This window comes from Colwellia sp. E2M01, assembly GCF_018860585.1.
Taxonomy (GTDB): Bacteria; Pseudomonadota; Gammaproteobacteria; order Enterobacterales; family Alteromonadaceae; genus Colwellia.
In genome coordinates this window covers 1-19892 of record NZ_JAHKPR010000051.1, presented here as the reverse complement: position 1 = coordinate 19892, position 19892 = coordinate 1, and the positions used below count along the sequence as shown (strand labels likewise).

The following is a 19892-nucleotide window of genomic DNA, read 5'->3' as shown; positions in this document are numbered from 1 at the left end:
GGTTTTTGATGTATTTACCATTTAACACTAAAAATTTCAGAAAGGGTTTTTCATGAAAAAGTTAATAATCACATCGGCAGTAACGCTTGCCTTAGGTTTAAGTGGTTGTAGTGACACCACAACACCAGAGCAACTGATTGCTAGTGGCCAACAACACAGTGAACAAGGCAAATACAATAATGCGATTATTGATTATAAAAATGCTATTCAAAAAGATAATAAAAATGCCGAAGTACGGTTTTTATTAGGGCAAACTTATTTGAATATAGGTAATGGCGCGTCTGCTGTAAAAGAGCTTGAACGAGCGCAACAATACAATTACCCCGAAAATAAAGTGTTACCACTTTTAGCGCGTGCTTATATATTAACGGGAAGCGATCTTGATGTTATCGACTTAAGTAACGCCGCAAGTAAATTAGATAATGCAGCACAAACGCATTACTTAGCTTATAAAACATTAGCGCAATTACGTAGCGAACAAGCAGAGCAAGCTAAAGAAAGTGTTAGCTTGGCGAAATCATTAAATGCAGAAAGTATTTATGCAATGCTTGCTTTAGCCTATTTAGAAGTTGAACAACTTAATTTTGATGACGCTAAAGTTCTAATATCTCAAATTTTGACTCTTGATGCTAAGCAGGTTGATGCGCTTATGTTACAAGGGCAACTTGCTATGGTAACAAAAGACTACGAACAAGCTGCTATAAATTTTAAAGAGTACTTAAATTTACAGCCTAGCTCTGGCACGGTAGAGTTATTACTTGCCAATGCCTTATTAAAATCTCAACAATATGATGAAGCAGAAAAGTATGCCGATGCTATTTTAGCCCGAGTGAAAACCCAACCAATCGCACATTATGTTAAAGCTATGGTGGCCTTTAACGGTAAAGATTATCATAAGGCCAGTGAGCATGCAGAGTTTGCTATGGCGAATAATTACAGCCCATTTAATTTAAAGCTGGCTGCTGGCGCGAGTGCTTTTTATGTGAAAAATTGGCAATTAAGTTATGAAAATTTAAGTGATATTGAAAAGTACTTACCGAAAGACCACGTAGGCAGACGCATGTTATCTGTTACGCAGCTGGAATTAGGCTTAGTAGATGAAATCAATACTACGGTTAGTAATTTTGAAGATAACTCAGATGATTCACAATTCGTCACGTCTTTGAGTTATAAATTATTTGAATTGGGGGCTATGGATGAAGCGAAGCAGTTACTTGCACATAATAATTCTGCCTCATCAGATCCCGCTAAAAGCGCCAGACAAGGTATTTTAAAGTTAATGATGAACGACCCTTCGGGCGTTGATGATTTAGAAGAAGCGATTAACTTAAATCCTGACTTTATTGAAGCTGAATTAGCGTTAGGCTATGGAGCATTACAAAACAACAATATTGAACAAGCGAAAAAAATCGCAACTAAATGGCAAGTTGAATATCCTGAAAAATCGGGAGGCTACAATTTAATTGCGACTATCGCGATTACAGAAAAAAAATATGCTGAAGCTGAAAAAGCCTTAAAACAGAGTTTATTATTAGAGCCTGACAACAGCTTTGCCTTAATTCAGCAACTTAAAATTGCACAAGAACAAAAAAATGTGCCATTAAGCAAGCAACGAGTCGATTACTTAATTAATTTAGCATCTGATGATAACTATATATTAAGACAATATTTCGCGGTATATCATAACGAAATGGCATTGGATAAGTTGAATAGTGCGTATCAATTAAATAAAAGCGATATTGAAAAAGCCTTGTTAGTGGCTGAAGCAATGATGAGCTTAGAGAAATACCAAGAAGCGGAAACGTTATTGACCAGTATTGCTAGAACACCTAACCTACCAAAGCGCTATTGGCAATTAGCGGTATTTAACCAGAAAAGAAAAAATGATTTACCTCAAATTAAAGTGACATTAGAAAAGTGGATTGCTGCTAATCCATATCATGTTGAGCCAATAGCATTACTTTCTGAGTTATATAGTAGACAAGGTAACAATAAAGCTGCTTTAGATACTGTTACACGAGGCATAGAAAACCATAAAGATAATGTGGCATTGCAATTAATAAAAATGCAGCTGTTACTAGAGAGTAAGCAACTAGCTCCAGCCAAAGCGCTTCATGAAAAATTAGTAGAAAATGGTATAGATGACAGCATAAAGCAAGGTTTACTTGGTAATATTCTATTATTAGAAAAAGACTATAAACAAGCTATTCCTAAGCTCTTAAAGTTTTATCAGGTTTATCCAAGTAGTAAAAATGTTGTATCTCTAGCGAGTGCTTACGTAGGAAATAAAGAGAAGTCAAAAGCCATTGCTTTATTGGAAGAATATTTAATAACTAACCCTACCGATAATAAAGTGCAAACTATATTAGCAGGTAGTTATATGGAAGATGACACCACTAAAGCCATTGCTGGTTATTTAGATGTTGTTCAAAAACAACCCAAAAACATCATCGCTCATAATAATTTAGCCTGGCTGTATTTAGAAGAAAACAACATAGAGCAAGCGTTACAGCATGCTCAACAGGCTTCTTTATTAGCACCTAATATTGCTGAAATAGCCGATACTTACGGGAAAGTACTGCTTAAGTCTGGAGATGAAAAAGCGGCGTTAACCTATGCAGGCAAAGCGTCTGATATGTCCAAAGGGAAAAATGTAGATATTCAACTAAATTATGCTGAAATACTCATCGCAAATAAGCAAATGACTAACGCAAAAGCGGTGTTAGTTCAACTGTCGATTGATACGCAAGAGCAAGCTAAGCAAAAAGCACATTTACAGGCGCAACTATAGAGGCTAATAAGTTAAGCTAGTTAATCAGTGATTAGATGAACAACTAAAAGCGACTGTTATTGGTAATAACAGTCGCTTTTGGGTAAGAGGGTATTTATATGTATTAATACCAATTACTATTTGTAAGCAAAATAAATAAAGACTCTTAAAATCGTTCACAACTAGTGTCAGCTTCTTTTACATACGAAAAAAAACAATAATATTTCATTCTGTAATTAACTGTAATTAAAGTGTTTTATAGTGTTGGCATAGCCGTTGCTTTATACCTAATGAATGGCTTCTTTTAGCCGATATTTTAACTTTTATATAAATGGAATGAGATTATGAAAAAATTATTAACGGGTTTAGCATTATCGGCTACTTTATTAGCTTCAACAGCAAATGCAGGTTTATTTGAATCTTTTATCCCAACAGATACTGATGGCTTTCAAGATCAATCTGGCGCGTTTTTATTTGTAGAATATGGTGAGTTTTTTACTTCTAACGGTATTTCACATAGCTGGTATTTAACTGATACTAATACTAATTCTGTAGTTGATACTATGGATATTTTTGGCCCTTCAGATGATTTGTTTGCTGGCACAACAGTTAGCTGGGATTTTGCTAACCAAACTGCAACATCATCAAGCTCTACTAATGGCTTTGATTGGTCTGGTTTATCAGGTAACTTAGAATTAGGTGCAGCATTTAGCTACAATGGTGATACTATTTATTCTCATGATTCATTAAACCCAGGCAACGCTGATTTAGTAGATATTGAACAAATATCATTTGCAGGCTTTAATTTAGAAGCTAGTTTCAGTGATACTGTAGGAAGTTTCTTTGGTCTTCCTCTATATGCAGGTCAGAGTGTAGCTATCTCTAATGTTGCTGCAGGCGGAACTTTCCAAGAAGTTTCTGCTCCAACTACTTTAGCAATCTTCGGTTTAGGTCTTTTAGGTCTAGCTCGTGTTGCACGTCGTCAGTCTTAATTTGACTTAAAGCTTAGTTTTTATAACTTAAGCTTTAGACGAAAAGCCTCCTTTGGGAGGTTTTTTTATACCTGAAATTTAGTACTCAATTTAGAATCACAAATTTCAGATATAAAAAAACACAGTTCAATTGAATTGTGTTTTTATTGATAAGGACTTGGTTAAAATAAATAACTTATTTTAAGTTAGCATAATATGCTGCTAAGTCAGCTATATCAGTTTCAGAAAGTGCCATAACCATACCTTTCATTGTAGGGTCATTACGAGTACCTGATTTAAAGTCTTTAAGTTGCTTAGCAAGGTAAGCTTCTTTTTGTCCCGCTAAGTTTGGGTACATTGGTATTGCTGAAATACCAGCAGCACCGTGACAAGCTGCACACATTGCTGATTTGGCTTTGCCAGCTTCGGCGTCACCGGCAAATACAGGAGAAGCAATCATTACTGTTGCTGTAGTCACAGCAAGTAGAAGTTTGTTCATAGTTTCACTCTCTTTAAGTTTTAAGTATTTAACTTGTTAACATAAATACATGATAACAAATTATAAAAATAAATTCTGTTTTGAGTATATGAAAAATAAACTAACTTGTCGTTAATTTTCTGTTAAAAGCACTGATTAGCATCAAGCTTTAGCAGTATAATTACGAATTATTTATATAAAATTTAGTAAGGCAATATGCAACAACACGAAGTTAAACAAAATATTAGAGAGATAACGTATCAGCCAGAGTACTTAACTCTAATTTTTGCGCATCAGTGGTACCAAGAAGATATTAAGTTATTAAGCGAGTTGGTCTTTTCTCCGATACAGCCCATTGTGATCCAAGAACATAATGTTGGCGCAGATAGAGAAGATACACGATTTAGTTGGAACGATAACTATTTTCTATTGAACTTTGATTTTTACAGTCAGTCATGTTGGATTGAAAGTCAAGATGCTACCAGTACAACGTATTTACAATCACTTTATGAAGTAATAGAGAATGCAAAAAATATAAATTGATATTGGCTACTTTAAATTATATTAAAGCCATTTTTATTGAAACTTACAGTATTAAAAAATGTTGATTAAGCCTATTTTCAATAGTCTGTAGAGAGTAATGGTAAAAAGAAAAAATAGGACGTAAATTCAGCAGCCTTTAATGTGTTAGGCGACTAAATAGTATAAAATATTGACCATGATAAGAGTGTAAAGTAGACAGTGATGAGTACCAAAAAAATAATAGGAAAAACAAATCAACTGGCGGATAAATTACCTGATGAGAAGGTCACTCATTCACAAGTTGATACGAAAAAAGCCAGCGATAATAAAAAACCGTTTCATCAGTTTTTTTCGTTGCAGCTATTCGTTATTTTTTTAGCTTTCAGCGTTGTGGTATTGACTTCGTTATGGTTACTTTCGCAACAGTTTAAATTTTCTCAAGCCCTCATCACCGAACAAGTTACCCCCCTAAAAGGGCAGTTACTACAACAAACATACCTGATTAATTCGAATAACATTATTGATGCGCTTTTACATAGCGAAAACATCAATGATATTAATGTATTGCAGAAATCTCTTGCCTTACAAAGTAAGAAGTTATCACTGTTAGCATCAAGCTATAAAACTGTATATCAGCAGTGGTTTACGGTAAACGATAATGACACTAAAACCATAATTACCATTGCTAAAAATAATCCTGAACATGAATTGCTAAAAAGTAAAGTATTGATTCAGTTAGATACTTTACTTGATGCGATAAAGATTGAGCTAAACAAGGCAAGATTATCTAGCAAACAAGTTACTTTATTAAATAAACTTGAAAACCAACTAAGTAATATAGTTACTGCTATTTCCAGTTTAAATTTAAAAACCTCGTTTACGGTAATGGACTCATTGAGTAAACAAGTAAATACACTTTTTGTTGATGATTACGCGAAACAATTAGCGACTAAGCAATCGACTAACCAGAATATGGCAGATATTGTCAGAGACTTGATACGTTTTGAAGACCTTATATTAAAACAGGGTTTATTAGTAAAATGGCAAACAAAGCTTGGTTTGATAGCAAATTTTCAAACTAACTTAATATCTCAACAACAAGCATTACAAAAAACGCTCTTGGCATTGGTAGAAAATAATTTACATCATGATAAAGATAGCGCTAGGGATGTCGCATTAAATGATGCTGTTTTCAATGTAGCGTCTTTGCAAGATATTGCGAATATAGTACCGCGGCGGATATTGGTGATTTATGCGTTGATTTTATATTTTACTTTAATATTACTTTTATGGGTTAGAATTCGTCTCAAAGCAGCAAATAAAACCAATATAAACTTAATTGGCAGAGCTATTCAAACTAGGAAAAGGTCAATATTGACTGAGGGGAGCAATGCATTAATTGAGGATGAAAAATCTAAGTTTTATAGTGCTGAGTCTGCAGCCTTAATTCGAAAGATTGAGGCTGATAATAGAGGTGATTATAATAAAATTAACTATTTGGAATTGTCTGACAAGCATAAAGCAACGAAAGAAAAGCTTGTTAAGGCTAATGAAAAAATAGAAGAGTTAACCGAGGAATTAAATCAGTTTGAACTTGATGTTTCTGCTATGTCTGAGAGGGCTTTGTTACTTGAGCATCAACGCTGCAGCGAACTCCAGAAAACAGTTATCAATCAGCTTGTATTGATGAGCTGCACTGTCAACGCTAGCCCTTTCAGTCATCAGAATAAAAATAATACCCCTGAAAATAATAATTTTTTTAAAGCTTACCTTCAGGGAATTCAATTAGAGAAGCAGTTAAGTCAGGCCCGTTATCACTTGTATTTACAAAGTGAAAAAGCAATCTTGACATTAAGTGATGTAAATATTGCCGCAGAAATACAAGCTGTTTTGCTCAATACCTACGCTACTATGCAGGAGGCCGGTAATCAAATTACGCTCGAAATAGATGAAAAAATTCAAGTCGGAGTAAATGTTGATGTTGAATTGTTTTCTGAAATATTTCGTACTTTCATTGATTTACTCTTGATGGAACAAAGTAATAAGCAAGTCTCTATCGCCTTGAAACTGGTTGATAAAAACAATGGACAACAAAAAGTAGTATTTATTGGCGAGGTTAAAAGTAATGATAAATCAATAAAACTACCAAAATCATTAGCGGGGTTTAATACTGAAACTGAGAGTTTGTCTGAGCTAGCTAGTTATTTTTCTACTTTATTAGATTATCAATATGGTGAAGATATTGATGCTAAGTTAACGGCAAAAGCTTATCAGTGTTGCTTCAAAGTACCGCTTGCGGTTATTAACGATCAGCCTGAAGAAAGTTATCCTAAATTGTCCCTACCTTTTAAATTACCTGAGCTTGAGCAAGAATGTTCAGCTTTAAAGAGTAAATATCTGGCTATGCCAATAGCTGTTTTATTGGCTGTAAAACGGCCAGAAAAACATTATCATTTACAACAAATTTTACAAAGCTTAGGCTTGCAAACTAAATTTGTGACTAATGAGTTTATGTTGCAAGCACAATGGATCAGTGGGCAATTTTCGGTGTTAATTACCGATCTAAACTGTCAAACATTTACACCTTTTATTATAGATGAACAACAAAAACCTGATGATATAAGTAAATTGGTTAAAGGTGTATTTACCTTAGTGGATTCTACGGGTAAAAACCAAGAAGTTAGCAAGCAAAATGAAAGTAAAGATCCGCTATATAGTCATTGGTTTACAGGTCAAATAAATTCGGGTGGTAACACCGACAAGCTTATTGCAGCTATGTTACCTTGGATTAATAAACAAGGCGACAGTAGTGAGCAGAGTAGGCAAATAAGTGAAAAAATAATTGATGAAAAGAAGGGTGTATTTATGGATGACGCTCAGATTGATTCGGTTAATCAAACATCAAGTTTTGATTTTAACCGTTACTTAAAGCACCAAGGCTCGACTGAGTTAGCTATTTTTATGCTTGATGAATATATTACGGAGAATAAAGACTTAACGGGGCAGTTACAGCAGGCCTTTGCAAATAACGACACTCAACAGACTGATACTACAATTCAAAGTCTTGTGGATAATAGTAGAATACTTGCAGCAGGGCATTTGCTATCTTTATGTGAGCACTTGCAGGCATTATTAGCTAAGCAAGGTTTGAATAATACCGATAATGAACAAATAAACCTATTAACTAAAATTGACAAAGCTGTAGAAGTAATTAGTCAAGATGCAGATTCAATAGTGTAATTATATACCCGTTCCACTTGAAGATGCTCGTTTCAGGAAGTCTGAGCGATTCATAACCAAGGCATATTTATTAAGGGTTATTCCCTTAAAAATAAATGTAACGCTGGGTATGATTTGCTCAGCCTTCCCAAAGGCTGGTTTAGAAACGCTTTAGGCGGCGTTATTGATTTTGAGAAGGAACAGCCATTCTCTACAATCAATGCCTTCCTAAAGGCGTTTCTAATTCCAGCTGAATCCTGCATCTTCAAGTGGAGCGGGTATAGTGATAATATTTTGGCCAAGAATTCTATAATTAACGTTATGTGTTGTTGATGAAGTTATTGGAGAGGAGATTGAGTAATTCGAAAAATATAAGGTTAAAGGATAGCCCTTGTGTTAGAAATTGTTGTTTAGATGCTTCAGACATTTGTGTTGGCTGTTATCGTCACCTTGACGAGATCACCGGCTGGCAAAGTTATTCATCCTTAGAAAAAGAAAAAATTATACAAGTCTGCCAACAACGAAGGATCGATAGCAAAAATAATAGTTAATTATTGAAGGTTGTTCTGTTGCGTAAATAATTAGTTTATTATTATCGAAAAGTTATTTTGTAATATTTAACCTGATCTCGGTTTAAGATTTTTTTAACCTCTACTCGGGATAATGATTCACCAGACACTAGTTTATATTGTTATTAGCTTGTTTTTTTAAACAGAAAGGGACTGTTAAGTGATAGAAAAGAAAACGCTCAAATCTATGTTCGACTTTATCGAAGACGAAAACCAAACCTCTACTTTCATCCTTATTTATATATTTACTTGGTGTGCGTGGCATAACCAGTTATTTAGTCATTTTATTACAGCAGAAGGTGATTTTTTAACACGCTTATCAACAGCTTTTTCAACTATGGGGGAAAATCAATTTATCCTCGTCTTATTTTTTAGTTGTATTATCTTTTTAATACGACTCGCCTTTAAGTATTTCAGTTATCGCTCAAGAGAGTTTGCAAATTCAACGGATGATAGCTTTGAAAATCTACGAGAAGATCAAAAATTTGCCAAAAACAGTGATATTGCTAATGTGATGGATGCATTAACCAAAACTAAAGAATTGTTGGCTGAGTCTAAAGCGCGAGAAAAAGATGCAATAGATGATAAAAATGAAACGATTAAAAAATTATTGAACCTGCAGAATGAACTCGATGAGGCAAAAGCTGATATTGCCGTACTAACAAAGTCACAACAAGCGACAGCAAAATAAATGTAAAGGCTTAATGACCTATTTAATGTCGTTAAGTCGTTAAGTCTTTAAAATAACCAAGCCTTTAAAGACCTAAGTCTATATCGACATAGTATTTTAAAGCATAATTTACGCGTCTCTGGGTAAACCCTTTTCAATTGAACGAGTTAACCTTAAAGTTAAGCGATGATTTTTATTCTGTTCACTAGCGGCTTTATCGGTAAGTGTCATTTTCATTGCTTGTTGCTCTAATGCCCAATAAATATGCTCTTGTACTAGCTCACTGCTCGTAGCTAATTTGTCTGTTAACGCGGCAATGATTTCTTCGTTATAAGGCGCATTGCCTAAAGCTACGGCAATATTTCTCATCCAACTTTGAAAACCAATACGCCTAATTGGAGAGCCTTCTAAAGTTTGTAAAAAGTATTCTTCAGACCAAGAAAACAGTTCGAGTAAACTTATATCATCTAAATTATTTCTTGCCTGAAAATCATCGACAAGGCTGAGCTTTGCGTATTTATTCCAAGGACAAATTAATTGGCAATCGTCACAACCGTAGATACGATTGCCCATTAACGGCCTTAACTCTTTAGGGATCGGATCTGGTGATTCTATCGTGAAGTAAGAAATACAACGTTTCGCATCAACGGTATATGGTTCAACAATCGCTTTGGTTGGGCAAATTTTAATACAGGCAACACAAGTGCCACAGTCATTGGTCTTTTCTGCTTTGGTTGGCTCAGATAATGACTTTTGTGCATTTTCGCTATATTCATTAACAGTAACGGGAAGTGGGATATCAACAAATAATTCACCTAGAAAAAACCAAGAGCCAGCTTCTTTATTTATTAATAGGGTATGTTTTCCTGCCCAGCCAAGTCCGGCTTTTTCTGCCAAAGGCCTTTCCATGACTGGAGCTGAATCAACAAAAGGTCGGCAGTTAAAGTCAGGACAATGCTCAGCAATTTTTTTACCTAGTTGCTGTAAGCGTTTACGCATTAATTTATGGTAATCTCGACCAAGCGCGTAGCGGCTAATATAGGCTTTATGCTTATCTTTTAGTATGCTTGAAAACTGGGCGTTGTGAGGTAGGTAATCTAAACGTACACTAATAACTCTTACTGTGCCAGGTACTAATTCAGCAGGTCTAGCGCGCATTAACCCGTGACGTGCCATGTAATCCATATTGCCATGAAAACCCTGATCGAGCCAGCGCTCTAATGTACTTTCGTGATGAGAAAGATCAATGTCACTAATACCTAAATCAGAAAAGCCTAACTCTTTCCCCCACGCTTTAATTTTCTCGGCTAAGGCTTGGTAATCAAAAATTTCTGTTACATCAACAGCTTTGTCGCTAGATGATTTTTCGTTATTTGAAGGCTTAGTCATACGAGTTATTTGAAGCTCAGCTGTAGTATTAATATATAGGTGAGGCGAGTTAAATAAGCGCCGCATTTGGCAAGGTTATCATAAAAGTTATAAATGATATTAGCGCTAAATTTTACCGGTTTGAGAATTGGGTTATGGTGTAGTTAACTTTATTGCAGGTGTAGAGCATAGAGAGCCTATATTCATTGCCCATCTGCTGCTATTATGGTGTTTATTGCCACTATATAAATTAGCAATATAGAATGTCAGTGCAGAATAGCTGTTAATAATTTATCATGACAATAATTGTACAGAGGTGAAATATTAGATTCTCCTCTTGTAGTAGCCATATAAACATAGAAATGAAAAATGAAGCAATTAGAATACTTTTTAGCTGATGAAGAGGCGACCATCGCCATTGGCACAGGATTAGCAACAGCATTAAAGAAAGAGTTAACCCAGCAAGCCTTGGTTGTTTATCTTAACGGTGATTTAGGCGCTGGTAAAACTACGCTTACTCGTGGCTTTGTACGTGGTATGGGACATCAAGGTAATGTAAAAAGTCCCACATATACCATAGTCGAGCCGTATGATTTAGCTAACTGGCGTGTATTTCACTTTGACTTATATCGTCTGGCTGATCCTGAAGAGTTAGAATATATGGGTATCAGGGATTATTTTAACGATGATTGCTGCTGTTTTATTGAATGGCCAGAAAAAGGCTCTGGTCTATTGGCTAAAGCAGATTTAACTATTACTATGGCTTATCAAGATGAACAAAGAGTCATCAAACTGCAGGCTGAATCTGTACGTGGTGAGCAAATCATTACAGAGCTTGCACATATAATAGAGTTATAAGGTTTTTACTGATAGCTAGGTTGCTAACAGTTTGTTTTAAGTTTGGGGTGGGTTAAATGGATCACATTGTTTATCTAGTTAGAGCAAGAATACAAGCGGTAGCATTGCTTTGTATGCTTGCTTTTGCGAGTTTATTTTCGGTAGATAGTCTTGCCGCTAATAGTATTGATGGTATTCGAGTATGGCCAGCCCCAGAAAATACACGTATCGTTTTTGATGTTAAAAATAAACCTGATTATAAATATTTTACTTTAAGTAATCCCGATCGTTTAGTCATTGACTTTACTGATACAAAAAACTCAGTACCTTTAAATAATCTTGCCGCTAATGACCCTCGTGTGAAACTTTTCCGCTCAAGTTCTAGTAAAGAAAAAACAAGATTAGTACTCGAATTATCGCAATCTTATCAATTAACCGTGTTTCCTTTAGCACCTGCAGGACAATACGGAAATCGCTTGGTTATCGACCTTTACGATAAAAATAGAAGCCCGAAAGTCGTAGCTACCCCTAAAGAAAATATTGGCGATATTATCATTGGTATTGATGCCGGTCATGGTGGGGAAGACCCAGGCTCTATTGGTAGCAAAGGTACCTACGAAAAAAAGGTAACATTAGCGATTGCTAAAAAATTACAGAAAGTAATCAACGAAGAAAAAGGCATGAAAGCCGTTTTAATTCGCAGCGGCGATTATTATGTTGATTTGAATCGCCGTACCAGTTTAGCCAGAGATAAAAACGTACACTTTTTAGTATCCATTCATGCCGATGCTTTTCATACTCCTGGCCCAAGTGGCGCTTCTGTTTGGGTGGTTACACAAAGTCGTGCAGAGTCTGAATTATCACGTTGGTTAGTGAACCGTGAGAAAAAATCAGAATTACTTGGCGGCGGCGGCGGCGTTATCAAAACTACTGCAGATAGTAATTTAGCACTAACCCTAGCGGATATGAGTAAAGAGCATTCATTAGGTGTGAGCTTTGGTGTAGCAAATAATGTGATTAAAGAATTACGAAAAATCACTAAAATGCATAAAAGCACCCCTCAAAATGGTAATTTTGCTGTGCTTAAATCGTCAGATATTCCTTCTATTTTGGTTGAAACGGGCTTTATATCTAATCATGCAGAAGAGAAAAATTTAACTTGGTCTAAACATCAACAACGTTTAGCTGATGCTATTCATCAAGGAATTAAGAGTCACTTTTTAGCCCATCCTTTAACAGGCTCTTATTTTGCTTCAATTGGTTACAAAAAGCATAAGGTGCGTAGTGGTGAATCTTTATCTGTACTTGCTGAACGTTATAATATTTCAATGAGTAAACTTAAATCTATTAACAACTTAAAAACCAATTCGATACGAATAGGTCAAACCTTAAAAATTCCCCGTACCGGATAATCTGTTATGACTATTGCTATATTACCTGCACGCCTAGCAAACCAAATTGCTGCAGGTGAAGTGGTTGAACGTCCTGCTTCTGTAATTAAAGAGCTTATCGAAAATAGTTTAGATGCAGGTGCTACTTTTATAAATATTGATGTTGATAAAGGCGGCATTAAAAAGATTAAAATTACCGATAATGGCCATGGTATTGTTAAAGAAGAATTAGCCTTAGCATTGAGCCGTCATGCAACCAGTAAAATAAAAGACTTAAATGATCTTGAAGCCATCAATAGTTTAGGTTTTCGTGGTGAAGCCTTAGCAAGTATTAGCTCGGTTGCCCGTTTAACACTAACCTCTAAACCAAAATCACAACCAACAGCGTGGCAAGCCGTTGCTGAAGGTCGTGATATGACGGTTGATATTAAACCTGCAGCACATCCTGACGGTACTAGTATTGAAGTACTCGACTTGTTTTTTAATACTCCTGCAAGACGTAAATTTTTACGTACTGAAAAAACTGAATTTAATCATATTGATGAGGTTATTCGTCGTATTGCTTTGGCGCACTTCGAAGTAAGTTTTACCTTAACGCATAATGGTAATATCGTTCGTCAATACCGCAGTGCCAACACACAGGCCCAATGTACTAAACGAGTTGCCGCAGTTTGTGGACCCAAATTTATTGAACATGCATTAGAAGTAGATTGTCCGCATGACAGCATGAAATTGTCGGGTTGGTTGGCAAAACCTAGTTTTGCACGTAGTCAAAATGACCTGAGCTATAGTTATGTAAATGGCAGAATGATGCGTGATAAGTTAATTAATCATGCTATTCGTCAAGCCTACGCAGACTTGTTACCCGCAGATACTTTTCCGGCTTTTGTGCTTTTTTTAGAGCTTGATCATCGAGAGGTTGATGTCAATGTTCATCCGTCTAAGCATGAAGTTAGATTTCACCAAAGTCGCTATGTGCATGATTTTATTTATTCTGTTTGTCATAAAGCATTAAGTTCGGCGATGGCAGGCGAGGGCTTATTTGATAGCCAAAGCAATGACATGGCTTTAGTTCAAGAGCAGTCATATACAACAGAACAATTACAAACCAATAGCAATACTGCAAGAGAAGGTGATTTATCTACGAATTACCCTCGAGCAGATTACCCTCGAGCAGATTATATAAAGCCGCTACAGCATGTTCGAGAGGTGAGCAATAGTCCAGCGATGCCTGGTTATAGTAATGAATCTCAACCTTATAACCGTAAAACAGTTTCAAAGGCTGCGACAACTAACTATCAAGCATTAATGACACCTTATAGCGAGGAGTCAAAAGTAGATACCAGTTCAGCGAATATGACGCACCCGAAAAGTCAGCAGAGTGCTCAAGAATTATATACTGTCCCTAGCAATGCTAAACCGAGCCTATTACTTAGTATAGAAAAGCCTGGGTATGCGCTTTATAAAGCTCAAGGTGGCTGTAGAGTTTTATCATTATTTAATTTAGCTAAAGAGATTTACAGTAACCTTGTTGCACAAAGTTGGCAGTCAAAAAATGAAGAAACTGCTGTTGAAGGTTTAGTGAGCCAACCCTTATTATTGCCTGTTATAATACATTTATCTGATGAGCAGTTAGCTATTGCTTTAACGGCACAACCGCTTATGGAAAAAGCGGGTATAATTTTTGTAGAGCAAAGTAAAAATAAAATACAAGTTAGACAGTTTCCTGCATTATTACGTGAGCAAGATGTTAGTAATGCACTGACAGTTATTTTAGATAACTTTATAAGTATTGTTAGTGATAAATATAACAATAATGACGACCAATTAGTGGAAATAGATTGTTATCAAAGTATTGGTTTAGCAATGGTTTTACCTGAATATGACGAGTTACAGGCTGATATTTTATTAAAACAGGCTAAAAATATATTTAACGAGCAAATAACTCAACAATTACTCTTGAATTCTGTCCCGCTAGACCTTACATCACATATTAAGCAGTTACTTTAATTAGCTTTAATAATTTTAAGTGTTAATTTAAAGCATTAATCGAAATAAAGAGTTAAGCCTTAGTGTCACTTCAAAACATAACAGAGCAAGAGCAACCGCCAGTCATTTGTTTGATGGGACCGACAGCGTCGGGAAAAACCGCATTAGCTATGGCGTTACAAGATTCTTTACCGTGTGATATTGTTAGCGTAGATTCAGCTCTTATTTATCGAGATATGGATATTGGCACTGCTAAACCAACAAAAGATGAATTAGCACAATATCCACATAAACTTATTGACCTACGTGACCCACTAGAAAGCTACTCTGCCGCAGATTTTTGTCGTGATGCGTTAGCTGAAATCGCCGAGATTAGAAGTAAAAATAGAATTCCGTTATTAGTTGGTGGCACTATGATGTACTTTAAAAGCTTAATAGAAGGTATATCGCCATTACCAACTGCTGATGTTGAAATACGTAAAGCGATTGAAAGTGAAGCGCTAGAGCTAGGTTGGCAAGCTATGCACGAGAAATTAGCGGCAATAGACCCAGTATCGGCAGAGCGTATTCATCCTAATGATCCGCAACGCATAACACGAGCATTAGAAGTATTTAGGTTAACTAGCAACACTTTGACACAATTAACACAAATTAAAGGTGATAAGCTCGGCGGCAATGTTTTACAATTAGCAATAGCACCGAAAGAGCGCAGTACACTTCACGATCGTATAGCTTTGCGTTACCAACAAATGATAGAACAAGGCTTTGAACAAGAAGTGATTAAGTTAAAAAATCGTGGTGATTTAAATCAAAATTTACCTTCAATTCGCTGTGTCGGTTATCGACAAATGTGGCAATATTTAGATGGTGATTTTGACCACGATGAAATGATTTTTCGTGGTGTATGCGCAACTAGACAATTAGCTAAAAGACAACTTACTTGGTTAAGAAGTTGGCCAGATTTACACTGGCTAACTACCGATGATAGCACTAACTTAAAACAAGTATTATCATTGCTAGCGTCCAAGACATAAAGGATAAGCAATTTTAAAGCATTAGTTTAAAATTGATGTATAATTAATTCATTAGCTATTCTTACAACGCTTTGTGGGTTTTGTTTTTATAGTTATTTCTTCAGACAATTGTTACTGTAGTTAATTTATTTACCAGTAATTTTTATAATAATAAAAAGGACAAGATAATGGCAAAAGGCCAGTCTCTACAAGACCCATTTTTAAATGCATTACGTCGTGATCGTATTCCCGTTGCAATTTATTTAGTTAATGGTATTAAATTACAAGGGCAAGTTGAGTCATTTGACCAATTTGTAATCCTTCTAAAAAATACCGTTAGTCAAATGGTATATAAGCACGCAATTTCTACTGTTGTACCTTCGCGAGCGGTGAACACTACGCCAGTGCCTAGTGCGGATGATTTATCTTCAGATGAATAAAACGGTATATCTTTGTTTGAGTACTATTAACGGTAGTAGGATTTAACGCTATTGTTTGAACGTTATCAAGCGGGCGAGCAAGCTGTACTTGTCCATTTAGACTTTCCCGATGAAAGCACCAGAGAAGATCTTAACGAGTTTAAAATGTTAGTGTCTTCTGCTGGCGTTGATGCGTTAAGTGTTGTGACGGGGAAACGTAGCACTCCTCATCCACGCTTTTTTGTCGGCTCAGGTAAAGCTGAAGAAATTCGCGATGCAGTACAGGCAGTTGGTGCTAATATTGTCCTTTTTAATCATAGCTTGACGCCATCGCAAGAAAAAAATATTGAAGCGCTTTGTGAGTGTAGGGTGGTTGATCGCACAACCTTAATTCTCGATATCTTTGCACAACGAGCGCGTACTCATGAAGGTAAATTACAAGTCGAGTTAGCTCAATTACGCCACATGAGTAGTCGATTAATTCGTGGTTGGACGCATTTGGAAAGACAAAAAGGCGGTATTGGCTTAAGAGGGCCAGGTGAAACTCAGCTAGAAACCGATAGACGGTTATTACGGGAGCGTATGGTTAATATACGCAAGCGATTAGAAAGAGTTGAAGTTCAAAGGCAGCAAGGAAGAAGAGCAAGAACGCGAGCAGAACTACCAACACTTTCGTTAGTTGGTTACACTAATGCGGGTAAATCAACCCTATTTAATACTTTAACTCAAGCAGATGTTTATGCTGCTGACCAACTCTTTGCGACCTTAGATCCTACCTTAAGAAAAATTGATTTAGCAGAAGTCGGTCGTGTTATTTTAGCTGACACAGTTGGTTTTATCCGCCATTTACCTCATGATTTAGTGGCAGCATTTAAAGCCACACTAACGGAAACCCGTGAAGCTGAATTATTACTACATGTGGTTGATATAGCTGACGAAAGACGCAGTGAAAATATTGAACAAGTAGAATACGTACTTAGGGAAATAGAAGCGCATAATGTACCGCAATTAATTATCTGTAATAAAATAGATAACTTAGATGATATTGAACCGCGTATAGATAGAGATGCGGAAGGTATGCCAATTCGTGTTTGGTTATCTGCACAGGCAAATATTGGTACAGACCTTTTATTTACTGCATTAGCTGAGCGTTTAGATATACAAATAGTTAATCATCAACTGAATATCCCGCCTGATGCTGGAAAGTTGCGTGGTGAATTATATCAATTGAATTGTGTGACCAACGAAAGTTATGATGATGAAGGTAATTGCCATCTTAATGTGAATTTGCCCTCGCGAGAATGGGAACGATTAATCGCTACTAAATATAGTGAATTAGTCGATTATATAGAATAGTAGTGTGTATGGTTTACTCTGTACTTTTAATGAGTAGTGTTAATTAATACACCGAATAATTAATTTTTAATTTAAGGACGATAATTTAATTATCGCCAATTTTACTTTCGCCAATTTTAGTGGAGAACAACATGGCTTGGAATGAACCGGGGAATGATGATAAAGACCCCTGGAAAAACAAAGGTGGCAAAAATCAAGGACCACCAGATTTAGATGAGCTTCTTAATGATCTTGGTAAAAAAGTGACTGGGATTTTTGGTGGTAAAACCTCTAAAGGCGGCTCAGGATCAGGTAAAAGCTTTTCCAGTATTGGTATTTCAATAGTTCTAGTGATTGCTTCTCTTGTGTATGGCTTTAGTGGCTTTTACACCATCAAAGAAGCAGAGCAAGGCATTGTTTTAAGATTTGGAGAATATGCTGGTACGGTTGATCCAGGTATTAACTGGAAGTGGACTTTTATAGACCGTATTATTCCTGTTGATATGCAAAGTACTCGTGCTATGCCTGCTGAAGGTTTCATGCTGACTAAAGATGAAAACGTCGTTCGTGTAGAGATGCAAATCCAATATCGCGTTGTTAATCCTCGTAATTATATTTTCAGTGTGACAAATGCCGATGATAGTTTAAAACAAGCACTTGATAGCGCCATTCGTTATGTTGTTGGCCATTCTAAAATGGATGCAATATTAACAAGTGGTCGTGAAGAAATTCGTCAATCAGTTTGGCAAGAGTTAGATGCCATTATTAAGCCCTACGACTTAGGTTTACTTATTGTTGATGTTAACTTTAAAGATGCTCGTCCGCCGAATGAAGTAAAAGATGCATTTGATGATGCTATTTCAGCGCAAGAAGATGAAGTACGCTTTTTACGTGAAGCTGAAGCCTATGCCCGTGGTATTGAGCCTCGTGCCCGTGGTCGTGCTAAACGTATGGAACAAGAAGCTATTGGTTATAAGAGCCAAGTTGTTTTAGATGCGCAAGGTGAAGTTGCTCGTTTTGAGAAAATATTACCGGAGTATCAAGCGGCACCTAAAGTAACACGTGAGCGACTTTACATTGCCACAATGGAAGAAGTTTATAGTAATACCAGTAAAGTGATGGTTGATGTTGATGGTGGTAATAATATGATGTACTTACCTTTAGATAAAATTATTCAACAACAAAATAACAGTAATAATAGTAGCTCTAATACAAACAGAACTAACTATGTACCAGTTGAACCGTCTAGCGTGAACTCAGCACCTACTCAGTCATTAGGTCGCTCTGATAGATTTAGTAACGGGAGAAGTAACTAATGAAGAACTTTTTCATTGCGATAATAGCACTAATTGTCATTCTCTCAGTATCGTCAGTTTTTGTTATATATGAAGGCCAGCGTGGTATCGTATTTCAATTTTCAAAAATTAAACGTGATAGTGCTACCGATCAAATGATGGTATTTGAACCAGGTTTACACTTTAAGATTCCATTCATTGAAACGGTTCGAAAATTAGATGCCCGTATTCAAACATTAGATGAAGCCGCAGATCGTTTTGTAACGTCTGAGAAAAAAGATTTAATCGTTGATTCTTATGCTAAATGGCGCATTGTGGATTTTTCTACTTATTATTTACGTACAGCAGGATCGGTTGATAATGCTCGAGTATTACTTAAGCAAAAAATCAATAACGGTTTGCGTACTGAGTTTGGTAATAGAACCATTAAAGAAATTGTTTCTGGTGATCGCGATAATATAATGGCTAAAGCTTTAGAGAGTGCAAAAAGCAGTCGTGAAGATTTAGGTATTGACGTGGTTGATGTACGTATCAAAGCGATAAACTTACCAGATGAAATAAGCCAGTCTATATTCGATCGTATGCGTGCAGAACGAACTGCGGTAGCTAAAGAGCATAGATCACAAGGTCAAGAGCAAGCCGAAATTATTCGCGCGACTATTGATGCTAAAGTAACGGTTATGTTAGCTGAAGCACAAAAGAACTCTTTTACAATACGTGGTGAAGGTGATGCATTAGCGGCAAAAGTATATTCTGACGCTTACAACAAAGATGCAGAGTTTTATGGTTTTTACCGTAGCCTTGAAGCTTATAAAAATAGCTTTAACAGTAAAAATGACATCATGGTTGTTAAACCTGATGGTGACTTCTTCCGTTTCTTAAATAGTGACGGTGCAAGTAAGTAATTAATTGATTACTTAATAAGAGGAAATCTATTATAAAAAACCAGTTTCTCGCTGGTTTTTTTATGTGTGTTTTTTAAGACGTTAATTACACCAAGTACGTTATACCAATTTGATTAAATTTCTTCCCAACTCAGAGCTATG

16 protein-coding genes are annotated in these 19892 nt (G+C 36.0%); 14 read left to right on the top strand and 2 right to left on the bottom strand.

The window, feature by feature from the left end; all coding sequences use genetic code 11:
- The first annotated feature begins 52 nt into the window (after positions 1 to 52).
- Both prsT and KO502_RS10975 read left to right on the top strand, forming a co-directional pair.
- Positions 53 to 2791, top strand: a complete 2739-nt coding sequence (prsT, locus tag KO502_RS10980; protein ID WP_216022621.1) for an XrtA/PEP-CTERM system TPR-repeat protein PrsT — start codon at positions 53 to 55, stop codon at positions 2789 to 2791.
- Positions 2792 to 3114: 323 nt separating this feature from the next.
- Positions 3115 to 3762 carry a hypothetical protein gene (locus KO502_RS10975; RefSeq protein WP_216022620.1) on the top strand — a complete coding sequence of 216 codons (648 nt, stop codon included), beginning with the start codon at positions 3115 to 3117 and terminating at the stop codon, positions 3760 to 3762.
- 175 nt (positions 3763 to 3937) lie between these two features.
- Here KO502_RS10975 and KO502_RS10970 read toward each other — a convergent pair whose 3' ends face one another.
- A complete protein-coding gene (locus tag KO502_RS10970) occupies positions 3938 to 4240 on the bottom strand; it encodes a cytochrome c (protein WP_216022619.1) in 303 nt (100 codons plus the stop codon).
- Between the two features lie 195 nt (positions 4241 to 4435).
- Between KO502_RS10970 and KO502_RS10965 the strand changes: the two genes are divergently transcribed.
- From KO502_RS10965 to KO502_RS10950, 4 genes are all read left to right on the top strand, one after another.
- Entirely contained in the window at positions 4436 to 4762 is a 327-nt protein-coding gene (locus KO502_RS10965; RefSeq protein ID WP_216022618.1) for a DUF3630 family protein, read from the top strand.
- A 201-nt stretch (positions 4763 to 4963) separates the two neighbouring features.
- Positions 4964 to 7981, top strand: coding sequence for a hypothetical protein (locus KO502_RS10960; RefSeq protein WP_216022617.1), 3018 nt, complete (start codon positions 4964 to 4966; stop codon positions 7979 to 7981).
- A 311-nt stretch (positions 7982 to 8292) separates the two neighbouring features.
- Entirely contained in the window at positions 8293 to 8511 is a 219-nt protein-coding gene (locus tag KO502_RS10955; RefSeq protein WP_216022616.1) for a DUF1289 domain-containing protein, read from the top strand.
- 178 nt (positions 8512 to 8689) lie between these two features.
- Positions 8690 to 9220, top strand: coding sequence for a hypothetical protein (locus KO502_RS10950; protein ID WP_354668321.1), 531 nt, complete (start codon positions 8690 to 8692; stop codon positions 9218 to 9220).
- Positions 9221 to 9328: 108 nt separating this feature from the next.
- On the opposite strand, the gene queG is transcribed toward KO502_RS10950, so the two are convergent.
- Complete coding sequence (queG, locus tag KO502_RS10945; RefSeq protein ID WP_216022615.1) at positions 9329 to 10588, bottom strand: tRNA epoxyqueuosine(34) reductase QueG; 1260 nt, start codon at positions 10586 to 10588, stop codon at positions 9329 to 9331.
- Between the two features lie 348 nt (positions 10589 to 10936).
- On the opposite strand from queG, the gene tsaE reads away from it, so the two are divergent.
- The 8 genes from tsaE (at position 10937) to hflC (ending at position 19751) form a co-directional block, all read left to right on the top strand.
- Complete coding sequence (gene tsaE / locus KO502_RS10940; RefSeq protein WP_216022614.1) at positions 10937 to 11425, top strand: tRNA (adenosine(37)-N6)-threonylcarbamoyltransferase complex ATPase subunit type 1 TsaE; 489 nt, start codon at positions 10937 to 10939, stop codon at positions 11423 to 11425.
- A 56-nt stretch (positions 11426 to 11481) separates the two neighbouring features.
- Complete coding sequence (locus tag KO502_RS10935; protein WP_216022613.1) at positions 11482 to 12816, top strand: N-acetylmuramoyl-L-alanine amidase; 1335 nt, start codon at positions 11482 to 11484, stop codon at positions 12814 to 12816.
- A 6-nt stretch (positions 12817 to 12822) separates the two neighbouring features.
- Positions 12823 to 14805, top strand: coding sequence for a DNA mismatch repair endonuclease MutL (gene mutL / locus KO502_RS10930; protein ID WP_216022612.1), 1983 nt, complete (start codon positions 12823 to 12825; stop codon positions 14803 to 14805).
- A 77-nt stretch (positions 14806 to 14882) separates the two neighbouring features.
- Positions 14883 to 15818 carry a tRNA (adenosine(37)-N6)-dimethylallyltransferase MiaA gene (gene miaA, locus KO502_RS10925; protein ID WP_216022629.1) on the top strand — a complete coding sequence of 312 codons (936 nt, stop codon included), beginning with the start codon at positions 14883 to 14885 and terminating at the stop codon, positions 15816 to 15818.
- A gap of 167 nt (positions 15819 to 15985) precedes the next feature.
- Positions 15986 to 16237 (top strand): RNA chaperone Hfq, encoded by a 252-nt coding sequence (gene hfq, locus KO502_RS10920; protein WP_216022611.1) that lies wholly within the window; start codon positions 15986 to 15988, stop codon positions 16235 to 16237.
- A 51-nt stretch (positions 16238 to 16288) separates the two neighbouring features.
- The gene (hflX, locus tag KO502_RS10915; protein WP_216022610.1) at positions 16289 to 17572 is read left to right on the top strand and encodes a ribosome rescue GTPase HflX; all 1284 of its coding nucleotides are present in this window, start codon (positions 16289 to 16291) and stop codon (positions 17570 to 17572) included.
- Positions 17573 to 17703: 131 nt separating this feature from the next.
- Entirely contained in the window at positions 17704 to 18867 is a 1164-nt protein-coding gene (gene hflK / locus KO502_RS10910; RefSeq protein WP_216022609.1) for an FtsH protease activity modulator HflK, read from the top strand.
- Entirely contained in the window at positions 18867 to 19751 is an 885-nt protein-coding gene (gene hflC, locus KO502_RS10905; RefSeq protein WP_216022608.1) for a protease modulator HflC, read from the top strand. The genes hflK and hflC overlap by 1 nt, the downstream gene beginning before the upstream one ends.
- Positions 19752 to 19892: the final 141 nt, after the last annotated feature.